The 12,369-nt window shown below is 69.5% G+C and carries 9 protein-coding genes; 6 read left to right on the forward strand and 3 right to left on the reverse strand.

The features are described 5' to 3' along the window. Positions 1-84: 84 nt before the first annotated feature. The 4 genes from ACWGID_RS16270 to ACWGID_RS16285 are packed head-to-tail and all read left to right on the forward strand — an operon-like array spanning position 85 to position 6,585. Positions 85-2,427: a fibronectin type III domain-containing protein gene (locus ACWGID_RS16270; protein WP_452197279.1), complete on the forward strand. Its 2,343-nt coding sequence runs from the start codon at positions 85-87 to the stop codon at positions 2,425-2,427. Then, the gene (locus ACWGID_RS16275; protein WP_452197280.1) at positions 2,427-3,425 is read left to right on the forward strand and encodes an AAA family ATPase; all 999 of its coding nucleotides are present in this window, start codon (positions 2,427-2,429) and stop codon (positions 3,423-3,425) included. Before ACWGID_RS16270 ends, ACWGID_RS16275 begins: the two co-directional genes overlap by 1 nt. Continuing rightward, positions 3,422-4,549 carry a DUF58 domain-containing protein gene (locus ACWGID_RS16280; protein WP_452197281.1) on the forward strand — a complete coding sequence of 376 codons (1,128 nt, stop codon included), beginning with the start codon at positions 3,422-3,424 and terminating at the stop codon, positions 4,547-4,549. The genes ACWGID_RS16275 and ACWGID_RS16280 overlap by 4 nt, the downstream gene beginning before the upstream one ends. Next, entirely contained in the window at positions 4,546-6,585 is a 2,040-nt protein-coding gene (locus tag ACWGID_RS16285; RefSeq protein WP_452197282.1) for a transglutaminase family protein, read from the forward strand. Before ACWGID_RS16280 ends, ACWGID_RS16285 begins: the two co-directional genes overlap by 4 nt. 1 nt (position 6,586) lies before the next feature. On the opposite strand, the gene ACWGID_RS16290 is transcribed toward ACWGID_RS16285, so the two are convergent. Then, positions 6,587-8,251: a protein kinase domain-containing protein gene (locus ACWGID_RS16290; RefSeq protein WP_452197283.1), complete on the reverse strand. Its 1,665-nt coding sequence runs from the start codon at positions 8,249-8,251 to the stop codon at positions 6,587-6,589. A 118-nt stretch (positions 8,252-8,369) separates the two neighbouring features. Between ACWGID_RS16290 and ACWGID_RS16295 the strand changes: the two genes are divergently transcribed. Both ACWGID_RS16295 and ACWGID_RS16300 read left to right on the forward strand, forming a co-directional pair. Beyond that, complete coding sequence (locus ACWGID_RS16295; protein ID WP_452197284.1) at positions 8,370-8,957, forward strand: hypothetical protein; 588 nt, start codon at positions 8,370-8,372, stop codon at positions 8,955-8,957. Next, positions 8,954-9,520: a hypothetical protein gene (locus ACWGID_RS16300; protein ID WP_452197285.1), complete on the forward strand. Its 567-nt coding sequence runs from the start codon at positions 8,954-8,956 to the stop codon at positions 9,518-9,520. Before ACWGID_RS16295 ends, ACWGID_RS16300 begins: the two co-directional genes overlap by 4 nt. 36 nt (positions 9,521-9,556) lie before the next feature. On the opposite strand, the gene ACWGID_RS16305 is transcribed toward ACWGID_RS16300, so the two are convergent. After that, positions 9,557-11,206, reverse strand: a complete 1,650-nt coding sequence (locus ACWGID_RS16305) for a right-handed parallel beta-helix repeat-containing protein (protein WP_452197286.1) — start codon at positions 11,204-11,206, stop codon at positions 9,557-9,559. After that, positions 11,203-12,234 (reverse strand): LuxR C-terminal-related transcriptional regulator, encoded by a 1,032-nt coding sequence (locus tag ACWGID_RS16310; RefSeq protein ID WP_452197287.1) that lies wholly within the window; start codon positions 12,232-12,234, stop codon positions 11,203-11,205. The genes ACWGID_RS16305 and ACWGID_RS16310 overlap by 4 nt, the downstream gene beginning before the upstream one ends. Positions 12,235-12,369 lie beyond the last annotated feature (135 nt).

The following is a 12,369-nucleotide window of genomic DNA, read 5'->3' on the forward strand; positions in this document are numbered from 1 at the left end:
GGCAACGACCGCTTCCGGACGACTCGTGGCCGGATGTATCGCCGCTGTACCGCAGCTGGACAGTCGAAAGGCACGGTTAGCCGCATGACTCGCATTGCCCGCGCGATCCGCCGCCCCGTCGCGTGGTGGACGGTCGCGGCGCTCATCCTCGGGACCTTCGTCGGGTACTCCGCGCTCGGCCGCGGCGCGCCCGCGGTGGCGTTCCAGCAGGCGGGCCACTGGGTCTACAACGCGACCCTCGGCGCGGTCTTCCGGGTCGACGGCGGCGGCAAGAACGTCAACGCCGAGGTCCGCGGCGTCCAGACCGAGGCCGGCAGCCAGGTCGTCCAGGGCACCACCAACGGGTACGTCGTGAACTCGGACGGCGTGATCGTGTTCGGCAAGTCCGACCTGACCGTGAAGAGCACCATGCGGATCGGGATCCCGGAGGAGCCGATCGGCATCGAGGCACAGTCCGGACCCTACCTGGTGTACCGGAAGCACGGTCAGATCGTCCGGCTTGGTGACCAGCAGCAGACCGTCACTGTAGGCAGTGTGGTGTCCAGTGCGATCGCCACTGCCGACGGTGCGCTGTGGCTGCGGGACGCCGACCACTTCTGCAAGCTGGCGCCTGCGTCGACCGAGCTGGCTTGCACGCTGCCGGCGCAGGCCGGTGACACTGGTTCGCTGCTCAGCGTGGGTGGCAAGCCTGCCTTCGCCAACCTGTCCAAGCGCACCTTGACGCCACTGACCGGTGACGCGGCTGGCCGCGCTGTGCCGATGTCCGTGGGCGGCACGCTGCCGACCGACTCGGTGGTCGCACAGGCCGACGTCGGCGGCCGCATCCCGATTCTGGCCGGTCAGCGACTGCTGCTCGTGGACGCTGCCGGAGCGAAGGCCGCGGAGAGTGTGACGCTGCCGCCGGGGCACTACGACTCCGTCGCCGCGACCGGGGCCGCAGTCGCCGTACTGGACGCGGGCAAGCGGGTCGTCCGGACGTTCGCTCCCGATGGCAAGCCGCTGCACACCCACGAGCTCGGCAAGAAGAAGGCCGGGAACCTCAAGGGTGGCCCGCGGGTGACGGCCGGTCAGGACGGCCGGATCTACATCGACGACGAGACCGGTGAGGTCGTGACGGTCGTCGACGGTGACGGAACGGTCAGCGAGGTGGACACCGACGGCGGCAACAAGCCGGTGTCGCCGACCGCCAAGGAGAAGCCGACGCCGAGCAGCACGCCGACCCAGCCGACGCCGAGCAGTACGCCGACCTCTACGCCGCCGTCCACTCCGGCGTCGACGCCACCGCCGCACCGGCCGATCCTGCCGCCGATCCACGTGACGGTGGGTCCGGAGAAGCCGCAGAGCACCGAGACGGTGCCGCCGGAGCGCAAGCCGAAGCGGACCGAGACCACCAAGCCGACCCCGCCGCCGAGCAAGCCGACGACCACCAAGCCGAGCAAGCCGACGACGACCAAACCGACCACCCCGCCGGCCGCGGCGCCGGGTGCGCCAGGTGCGGTGACCGCCAAGCCCGGCAACGGCAAGGCGACGGTGACCTGGAATGCGGCCCGAGCCAACGGCGCTGCGATCACCGGTTACAAGGTGAGCTTCCGGATCGCGCCCGGCACCTTCGTCGTCGGTCTGCCGGAGTCCGGCACGGCCACTGTCTCCGGCAGTTCCCGCAGCCACAGCTTCGGCCAGCTGCTGAACGGTGGCGGCTACATCTTCACCGTGTCCGCGACGAACCGGGTCGGGACCGGGCCGGCCGTGGACACGAAGGCCACCACGATCAACGGGCAGGCCGGGCCGCCGAGTGCACCGACGAAGGTCAGCGCCGCGACCAAGCCCGACGGATCCGTCACGGTGTCCTGGGCGTCGTCGGCTGCGACGGACTACACGCTGACCGGCTACACAGTGGTCGGCTCGGACGGTTCGTCGACCGCAGCGCAGGCGTACGTGACCTCGGCGACCGTGAAGCCGACGCTGGGCAAGGCTGTCAGCTATCGGGTCACAGCGAAGAACAATGCGGGCACTTCACCGCGCTCTGCCGCCACACGGACCGTCTACCCGTACGGACCAGCCGCAGCGCCGAAGGTGACCGCCACTCCGGGCAAGGGCTCCGTGTCGCTGAGCTGGACCGCACCGAACCTCGGTGGAGGCCAGCTGGTGCACTACGTGGTCTCAGCGACCGGCCAGCAGGACCGAACCGTCACAACCACCAGCACTCGCTACACCGGTCTGTCTTCGCTCCAGTTGACATTCACGGTCAAGGCGATCACCCGCGAGCGCAACAACGCGAGTAGTACGACCGCCACCGGCACAGCCGGGAGTACGACGGCCACGCCGGCCGCGGGCGCTCCGGCGCTCCCTCCGGCCAGTGCGCCGGCCGGAGCGGTACGACGTACCGCTCGGCGACGTAAGAGTGCACGGAAGGGTGTGGAGTGGTGATGCGGGACTCGGGGCGCGGGATGGAACCGCAGCAGGCGTACGAGCTGATCGCCGCGAACGTCCAGCGGGTGATCCGCGGGAAGCCGCAGGTCGTCCGGCTGGCGATCGCGACCCTGTTCGCCGGCGGGCACCTGCTGATCGAGGACCTGCCCGGGCTGGGCAAGACCAGCCTGGCTCGGAGCCTGGCGCGCAGCATCGGCGGCCGGTGGAGCCGCATCCAGTTCACCCCCGACCTGCTGCCCGGCGACATCACCGGTGTCGTCGTGTACGACCAGAGCAAGGGCCGCTTCGTGTTCCACCCCGGTGGCGTGTTCGCGAACATCGTGCTCGCCGACGAGGTCAACCGCGGGACGCCGAAGACGCAGTCCGCGCTGCTCGAGGTGATGGCCGAGCGGCAGGTCACTGTGGACGCGGAGACCCGGCGCGTGCCGGACCCGTTCATGGTTCTCGCCACGCAGAACCCGATCGAGATGGAAGGCACCTACCGGCTGCCCGAGGCGCAGCTGGACCGCTTCCTGCTCCGGATCGAGATCGGCTACCCGGACCATGACGCCGAGGTCGAGGTGGTCGCGCTGGACGGCGCCGGTCCGACACCGGACGATCTCGAGCCGGTGATCGACCCGGAGACGCTGAGCGGTGTCGTCGCCGCGGTCCGATCGGTGTACGTCGACGAAGCGGTGATGGCGTACGCGGTCCGGCTGGCCGCCGCGACCCGGCTGCACAGCGCGGTCCGGTACGGTGCGAGCCCGCGCGGCAGCATCGCGCTGGTGCGTGCGGCGCGCGCGATCGCCGCGACCGACGGGCGTTCGTTCGTGACGCCGGACGACGTGAAGAGCATCGCCCGTCCGGTGCTCGCGCATCGCCTGGTGATGACCGCGGACGCGACGCTGGCCCGGCGTACGGCGGAGAGCGTGGTGGACGACGTACTCGAAGACACTCCGGCGCCGGGCAATCCGGTGCGGCGCGATCTCAAGCGGGCTCTTGGCGTCGTGTCATGAGGACCAGGCTCACGCTGCGAGCCTGGGGACTGCTGGTCGGCTCGGTCGCGCTATTGGTCGCGGGTCAGCTGCTCGGTTACCCGATGCTGCGGGTGCTGGCCGGAGCTGGTCTCGCTGCGGTGCTGATCAGCGTGCTGACCGTCGTACGGCGTCCGAAGGTGACGGTTGAGCGCGTGTTGTACCCGGACCGCGTCGAGTGCGGTCAGCCCGCTCTGGCGCGGCTCATGGTGCGGAACGAGTCCACCCGACGGCAGCCCGCGTTCGTTGCCGCTGACACCGCTGGACCGCATCAGTCCGAGGTGTCCGTGACCGCACTCGCGCCCAGCGGAGTCGCGACGTACCACTATGAGCTGCCGACGGCGCGGCGTGGACCGCTGGCCGTCGGGCCGTTGCTGTTGCGCCGATCCGATCCGTTCGGGCTGGTGTCGTGCCAGGTATCGATTGGGGAGGCAGCGACACTCCTGGTCCACCCGAAGCGGTACGCCGCCCGGACAGCGACCGGCATCCGGCAACGGCACCACTTCGAGGGGCCGGTGTCCGCCGGTCCGTTGCGCGGCTCGATCGACCTGCGCCGACTGCGGGAGTACGTACCTGGTGACGAGGTCCGCCACGTGCACTGGAAGGCGTCAGCGCGAGCAGGCCGACTGATGGTGCGTGAGTACGTCGATCCGGACCAGCCGCGCCTGCAGGTGCTTCTGGACACGCGGACGACGGCTCTGACACCGGACCAGTTCGACACGGCCGTTTCGGTGGCGGCGTCGATCCTGGTGGTCGCCGCGCAGTCCGGTCAGCGTCTTCGACTCACCACGCCCTGCGGTACGGATCACGACGTACAGTCCGTCAGCGATCTGCTCGACGAGCTCGCCAGAGTGGAGCAGTCGACCGAATCGACCAGTCTGCTGGAGTCTCTGCCGATGGGACGTGACGGTGGAGCGCTGGTCGTGCTGACGGGCGACACTGCCGGTTTGGCCGAGGTACCGAATCTCAGGTCGAGCTATCGGCCGGTGGTGTGCGTCGACCTGACGCATGACGAGCCTTCGCTGCACACCGCGGCTGGAGTGCACGTTGTCCACGCTGACAGCGCACAGAGTGCGGTCGACGCCTGGAACGCCGTACCCGCATGAGCCGACGGCTGCCGATCCTCGGAGTGCTCGCTGCCGCAGTGGTAGCGGGCCTTCTCTTCGCACCGCTCTTCGGTACGTCGGCTGTACTGCTGCCGATGCTGGCTGTTGCCGTTGTCGTGTATCTGGTGGAAGAAGCGATTCTGCGCCGACCACAGCTGGCTCGGTGGCGGGTGCCGTTGACGCTGGTTGGTGGAGTCGCCGCACTGCTCGCGGTGATTCCCGGTGCGGCACGGCGTCCGGTGTCCTTGTGGGAGGCAGTGACTTCCGGTTGGCGTCGTGCGCTCGAGTCGACGTGGCCGGCCAGTCCGTCGGCGGACCTGGTGGCGTTCGTGCCCTTGCTGGTGCTGCTGGCCTGTTTGGTCGGGGTGCGGGTGCTGCAGCGTTCTCGCCTGCTGGCGGTGCTACCTGCGGTCGTAGTGGCCGGACTGTCTCAGGCCTACGTCACAGTCACCGGAGTAGACGCAGTACTGGTCGGACTGGCTCTTGCTGGTTGCTTTGCTCTTGTACTGCTGCAGTGGCCTGGGGACCGGGCGGCGTGGGCTCGTCTGGTTGCCGCACTCGCAGCGATGGCTGTTGGCGCGTCCACTCTCGGACTGGCGTTGCCGACGCCCGGAGCGGTCCACCTGGCGAAGCCGAGTCCACCTGATTCGCCCACAGTGCTGAGCAATCCACTGACCGAGATCGCCGAGCGGCTGCGCTCACCGGACACTGTGGTGTTCACTGCACGCGCTGATGGTCCAGTGGACCGCTGGCCGGTGATTGCCTTGGACAACTTCGACGGAGTGACCTGGACGGCCACACCGAAGTTCCAGCGTCTCGGTCGGGAGCTGCCCCTCGATTCACACGTGACGGTGCCAGTACGGCGCCAGGCGGCGGACGTCGCGCTGGCGGACTGGTCACTGCCGTGGTTGCCCAGTCAGACCAGGACGCTGTCCGTCGTGGACGACGTACCGCTGCTGGTCGATCCGACGTCTGGTGCGTTGCTGTCCGAGCAGCAGCGACCATCGCAGTACCGCGTCAATTGGGCCGAGCCGGCGGTGGACACCGACGAACTGGCCTCTGCGGGTGTCGACTCGGATCTGAGCAGCGGCGCCGATCTCGGAGAGGTACCGGTCGGGATCGATGACCTGGCGCGTCAGATCGCCGGTGACGTCCGTCCGTCGTTCCAGCTGGCGCTGGTGCTCGAGAAATACCTGCGCACCAACTACAAGCTCGCGACCGGCGAGAACCTCCCGACCGGCCACGGCTACGCGCAGCTCAACCACTTCCTCCTGAAGAGCAAGCGCGGTACGTCGGAACAGTTCGCGGCCTCGTACGTCGTGATGGCCCGGCTGCTCGGACTACCGGCGCGACTCGTGGTCGGGTTCAAGCAGCCCGACGAACCGAGCCCGGACGGCACGTACGTGATCCGCAACCGCGACGTCCTCGCCTGGCCCGAGGTCGCCGTCCGCGGCGTCGGGTGGGTCCCGCTCGACCCGACCGGGACGGCCACGTCCAAGGCCGGCGGCGGCGGTCTGGCCGGCGCTGCGGAGGCTGTGCGGAAGCAGTTGCCCTCGACGAAGGAGATCGAGCGCGAGCACCAGTCCGAACCGACGCTGCCCGCGGCGGATCCGAAGACAACGCATCACTGGCCGGGCTGGGCCGCACTCGTCGCAGTCGCCGGCGTGATCGTCGTACTGCTGCTGTTGTGGGTCGTCGGCGTACCCCTGGCCAAAGCGGTACGCCGTCGGCGGCGCAGGCGGCACGGGACGGTGGGCGCCTGGGCCGAGGCCCGTGACCTGCTACGGGACCACGGGATGCGCGTGACGCCGGCCGCTACCGCGCGGGACCTGGCACGAGAGTCGGACGGGCCGGTGTCGCAGGCGATGACGTTGCTGGCCGGGTGTCTGGACCGGGCGTTGTGGTCGGGGCAGGACTCCGATCCGGACCGTGAGTTCGCTTGGTCCGCCGTACGGAAGGCCCGGCGCGGGTTGGCCGAGGGACGATTGTCACAACGGATCCGGACAACGTTCAGCGCCCGCAGCCTGATCGGCTAACTCAGCGGCGCTGGCACTGGGCGTCGCGGATCGGGCGGGCCGGGGTCTCCATCCTGTTGACACCGTCGGTGGCCTGGATGGCGAAGCAGTACTGAATCCCCGGGACCACCGCGACGCGGTACTTGGTCTGCTTGAAGACCAGCCTGGTATCCGCCGGCTGCCCCGCCTGCGCCACCACGACCGCATAGTCCACGTCCGAAGGCCCGCTCCACGTCAGCACGACATACGTACTGTGATCAGCCGGCGGATCCAACCTGACAACCAACGCAGGAGTAGACGCCTGAGTCGGAGTCTGCCCGGCGATGGGCGGCTGGTCGGCCTGGCCCTTGTGGTTGACCAGTGCAAGCGCGGTGATGACTACGGCGGCGACTACGACACCTCCTGCAGCGAGCAACCAGTTGCGGCGTTTGCCCCCCGAGTGTGCGGGCTCAGCTGCTGCCGGAGCCTGCGGCTGGGCCGGCGCAGGTGGTGTCGCGGTGGAAGGCGCCGGTGTGACGGCGGGTTGGGTCTGTGTGCCAGGACCCGCATGCGCTGCGGCCGCTGCGCCCGGTGCGGGCTGACCCAGCGCAGGCTGACCCACCGGAGGTTGCGCTGCAGCGGGCTGAGCCGGCGCGGGCTGAGCCGCCGCGGGCTGCGCCGCCGCGGGGTGCACCGGCGGTGCGGCAGGAGGCGCGCTAGGCGGTGCGGTAGGCGGTGCTGTAGGAGGTGTGGCAGGCGGTGTTGCCGGGGGCCACGACTGGAGGTGTTTGCGGGACAGCCGAGCCGGTCGGGGCAGCTGGGGCGTCGCCCCGCGGCCCGCTGCGGGCGCGGTCTTCTTCGCCGACGTGGACGCGGGTGCGGCAACCGGACGGACTGCCGGGATCGGCGGGATGGTCAGCGCGGCGAGCGACGTGGCGACACCTTCGGCGGACGGCGGACGCTGCCCGGGGTCCTTCTCGAGCAGTCGGGCGATCAACGCCGCGAACGAGTCCGGCAGTACGTCGAGACGCGCGGGCGGCTCGTTCAGCACGCGAAGGATGTGTTCGCCGGCGGTCTCGCCCATCCGCGCCGCCAACGGGGGCTTTCCGCTGACGGCAGCATGCAGCACAGCGCCCAGCGCATAGAGATCCGATGCGGCCGTCAGCGTCCCGTCCCGCAGTGTTTCCGGTGCGACGTACAGCTGGCTCGGCGAGTTCAGCGCGGCGTGCCCGGTGTGTTGTCCGAGCCCGAGCGTGAGGGCAGACACCTGCGGACGCCCGTCCGGCAGCAGCACAACTGCCCCTGGTGTCAGACCGCCGTGAATCAAGCCGACCGAGTGCAGCGCACCCAGCCCTTCCGCCAACTGCCGACCGAGTACTGCGAGATCAGCAGGTGAGCGCAGATGGTCGCGCATCTGCTCCGTGAGCGTCCCGTTGTCCGCAGTGCTGATCAGGTACGGGTAGCCGTCCGCAAGACCAGACTCGAGGACCGGCGCGACATGCGGGTGGTTGACGCCCTGCAGTGCTTTCACCTGCTTGTGGAACGCCGTCGCCGTACCTGCGTCGACGCGCACCGGGTACACCAGCGCGCTGACCGCAGTCCCTTGCCGCAGGCACCTGTACACCCTCGGGATGCCGGACCGGATCAGGACGAGGTCCGTACAGCCCGGGAGCGCCGGGACGGAGTCAGGACCTGCCGTGTCTGTCACAGCTCCATCTTCCCGTGTGAACAGGTCGTCCGCCGCGACACCGGCTCCTGTTGCCACACACTGGCCACATGCTGCAAGGGTCGTCCGAGCGCGAGCGGCGGCTGCCACCGTGAAGACCATGACCACACTGATGTTCCCGATCGGCCACTGCGTCGGGCCGTACTACTCGGGCTCCGCGGACGATCACGTCCAGCAGGTCCGTCTCGGCGGGGAGATCGTCGAGCTGACCGACGAGGACTTCGCGGTCTGGACACTCGCCCACGGTCTGACGGCCGCCCCGCACACGTCCTGGAGCCGCGCCACTGTCGTCGCCTTCGCCACCGGCAGCGGGCTCGCGGACGCCGACGCGGTGGTCGATCGTCTGTTGACCAGGCAGCTGCTGGCCGAGGTCGACACAGACAGCACAGACAGGACGGCCAGTCCGGTCGACTTCGCGGCAGGTCATCGACTGCTGCCACTGCACCTCGGGCTGGGGAACGCGTCGCCGGATGATGCGATGTTCAGGTCGGGCACCACCGAGATCGCACTCGCCGGTATGACCCGCACCCTCTACGACCTCTGGCTGTGGGCTCATCTGTCTCCCAACCTCCTGGCCGCCTGCAAGGAGCACGAGATCGACCTCACCGCTGTGTTGAGCACTCTGCACGCGCTGCTCGCCCCCAGCGCCACGTGTATCGATCTCGCCGCACCGGAGTACCGGCCATGAGTACTGCGATCTTTCCCGTCGGCCACGGCGCCGGTCCGCTCGTGTCCGCGGACTCGACGCACCACGTGATCCGTGTTGGCCGTACGACGGAGCAGCTGAGCGAGTCCGAATTCGGTGTGTGGACACTCGCGCACCGCGCGATGGGCCTGCCCGATCTCCTGGACCAATGCCTCGATGCTGAGATCGACGACGCCGAGCGCCATGTGGACGTGTTGCTGAGCCGTGGCGTGTTGGTCACGGCAGATGATCCCGCCGGCTTTGCGAAGCAGCACCGGTTGTTGCCGCTGTTTCTCGGACTCGGCAACCGCCCCGACGTACCGGACCTCTTCGCCATCGGCGTTCCAGGGCTCGAACCATTGGCGATCGTCGGTGCGACGACGTACGAGCTCTGGCAGTGGGGCTGGGTCGCACCGTCGCTGTGGGCGCACTGCGAAGTGCTGGCGACGATTGCCGAGCAGACCGAGGGCGAGCCGGGCACTCCAGGTGCCCAGCTCGGCCTCGTGCTCGACGGGGTGTCCGAGCTGCTGGCCGGACTCGTCGTCGCGCTCGACCCGGTCTCATGACATGGCGCTAACGACACAGCGCTATTGACCACGGCCCTATGAAACAGCGGCGGTCACGTCGTCGATCAGCAGGGTGCGCAGGTCGTTGACGTCGGGCATGCCGCCCCGCCGGCGCAACCGTTGTGACTGCGCCGTCTTGACCCGGTCGAACAGACGCCGGGCGTCACGGGCGTTGCCGAAGTTGGTGACCTGAGAGGCGATCGCGAAGTGTCGTTCCAGCACGGGTTCCGCTGCCGCGTCCAGGTCGTACTGGTTGGCGGCGACCATCCGCTGCACGATCAGGGTCAGCTCATCAGGAGCGTAGTTCTCGAAGTCGATGGTCTTCGTGAACCGGGAGGCCAGGCCCGGGTTGGCGTCCATCAGCCGCAGCATCTCGTTGTCGTACCCGGCCACGATCACCGCCACGTCGTCGCGGTTGTCCTCCATCAGCTTCACCAGGGTGTCGATCGCCTCCTGGCCGAAGCTGTCGTTCTCCGCCCCGGCCCGGGACAGCGTGTACGCCTCGTCGATGAACAGCACGCCGCCGATCGCCGCCTCGAACAGCACCGTGGTCTTCTCCGCGGTGTGACCGACGTACTGGCCGACCAGATCCCGCCGTCCGACCTCTCTGAACTGGTTCTTCGGTAGTACGCCGAGTGCCGCGAGCAGCTTCCCGTAGATGCGAGCCACTGTGGTCTTTCCGGTGCCGGGCGCGCCGGCGAACACCAGGTGGTGGCTCAGGCTGCCGGTCGGCAGCCCGGCCTTGCGCCGCCACTCGTTCACCTGGAGCTCGTCGATCAGGCTGTGCACCTCGTCCTTCACCCCCGGCAGGCCGACCATGGCGTCCAGCTCCGCCAGCAGGGACTCCACGTCCGCAGCGGCCGGCTCGCGGGCGACCGTCCGTGACTCCGCTTGAACGGCGGCGGTCACGGACACCTGGTCCGGATCAGCAATCTCCAGTGCCGGCTCGGCGGTGTTCTCCCACCGGCACGACACCACCTCGCCCTGGCACCGGCGCCCGAACACGACGGCCGGTCCGCCGGCGTCGCGGACGAACGAGTGACGCAGTACCGCGGTGGAGTCGTAGGCGACGAGGATGCCCGCCTCCGCCGTACCGGTCACCTCGCAGCTCTCGATGGTCGACCGGCCGTACTGGTACGCGTAGACACCTCGACGTCCGCAGTCGGTGATCTGGCAGTCCCGCAGTACGACGGTCGCGCCCAGGCGGACGATGACGCCGTCCGCGGACACACCGCTGATCTTGGTGTGCTCGATCGTGGCGGTGCAGTCCTCCAGCACCAGACCGTGCTCGCCGCCGTCGAGCCGGCAATGCGACAGCGACACCTCGGCCGGACCGGTGACGAGTAGTCCGGGACCGAAACCGGCCGACACTGTGCAGCGTTCGGCGCGCAGGGTGCCACCGGTGAGCTCGACGGCCGGAGCGTCGCCGGCGCGGATGGTGAGCTCGCGGAGTTCGAGCTGCCCACCCGATGCCCGAAGCACCGGGGTCTGTGCCGACGTGGCGTCGATGACCACGTCACCTGCGTCGGCGGTCAGGGTGACGGACCGGTCCGCCAGGTCGATGGTCTCCCGGTACACACCGGGTGCGATGGAGACAACAGCGCCGTCCGGTGCGTCGAGAACGGCGGCGCCGATGCTCGGGTAAGCACCCGGACGATCCGGTGCCACCAGGAGGGTGCGGCTCATCGCGTCCCCACCCAGCCACGCTCGGCCGCCTTGAGCCCGGCCTGGAATCTGCTCTGCGCCCCGAGGCGCGCCATCATCTCGGACACCATCCGCCGTACGGTTCGGACGGATACCCCGAGCTGTGCGGCCGCCGACGCGTCCGTGCCGCCGTCACTGAGCAGCGAGAGTACTTCGCGTTCGCGGACCGTCAGTCCGGAGGCGTCACCCAGACCGGTCGGCTGGCGGAGTGGTGTCGCAGCGTGCCAGACGCGTTCGAACAGCTCGGTCACCGCGCCGACTGCAGCGGCCAACCGGAGGATGCTGACCGCGCCGCGACCGGTCCGGTCAGCGGGCAGGGCGACCGTCGCTGTGTCGACGATCATCGCGCAGAGCGGGACGCTGGTCGCCGTACGGACCTGTGCGCCGTTGCGGGTCAGTTGCTGCAAGCGGCGAGCCAGCATCGGGTCGGTGCGAGCAGCGTCGGGGACCAGGATGCGGTAGCGGACCGGTGCCAGGACTCCAGTGCCCAGCTCACGGAGGCCGGCGATCGGGTCGGCGAGTGCGGCCGTCGCCGGCGTACTCACCAGCACCTCACCGGACGCTGACTTCAGCAGACCTTCGAGGGTGCGCTGCGCGGCCGCTGGGCTGGCTGCCCAGTCCAGCGCGCCGCTGCTGTCACCGAGCGGCGCCGGGTGCCGGCGGGCGAACTCGCCGGCAATCTCGGCCGCAGCGACCCGGCTGCGTTCCAGGTCGCGGGTGACGCGGGCCAGGTCGGCCTCGCGTTCGGCGAGCAGGGCGGTCAGGCTCAGCCGCGGGTTGAGCGGGCGGACGACCTCGCCGGACCCGTTGCGGGCCAACAGGCCGAGGCTGGTCAGGTGCTGGATCACGTCCTGGGTGGCGGCGACGTCCAGACCGAGTCGCTCGCCGAGCTCGGCCGGGGTCCAGGAGGGCCGCTCGAGCACGACCAGGTAGGTGCGCTCGGCGGTCGGGTCGACCCCCAGATGAGCCAGCCGCAGTCCGGTGGTGCGGACCTGCGGGGTGGACTTCACGGCACGCGGGTAGCGGACCGCACGGGGGTACGAAGCGCCTTCGGTGGGCTCGGAGTGGTACACGGGACACCTCGCTCGATTCGATGAGTCGGTGCGACTCGGGGTCAACACCAGAACCATCGCGGGCCGCCGTCC

The organism is Kribbella sp. NPDC054772, from assembly GCF_053611945.1.

Coding starts and splice junctions, on each gene's coding strand:
- ACWGID_RS16270 (WP_452197279.1), top strand. CDS start 85: ATGACTCGCATTGCCCGCGCGATCCGCCGCCCCGTCGCGTGGTGGACG.
- ACWGID_RS16275 (WP_452197280.1), top strand. CDS start 2,427: ATGCGGGACTCGGGGCGCGGGATGGAACCGCAGCAGGCGTACGAGCTG.
- ACWGID_RS16280 (WP_452197281.1), top strand. CDS start 3,422: ATGAGGACCAGGCTCACGCTGCGAGCCTGGGGACTGCTGGTCGGCTCG.
- ACWGID_RS16285 (WP_452197282.1), top strand. CDS start 4,546: ATGAGCCGACGGCTGCCGATCCTCGGAGTGCTCGCTGCCGCAGTGGTA.
- ACWGID_RS16295 (WP_452197284.1), top strand. CDS start 8,370: ATGACCACACTGATGTTCCCGATCGGCCACTGCGTCGGGCCGTACTAC.
- ACWGID_RS16300 (WP_452197285.1), top strand. CDS start 8,954: ATGAGTACTGCGATCTTTCCCGTCGGCCACGGCGCCGGTCCGCTCGTG.
- ACWGID_RS16305 (WP_452197286.1), bottom strand. CDS start 11,206: ATGAGCCGCACCCTCCTGGTGGCACCGGATCGTCCGGGTGCTTACCCG.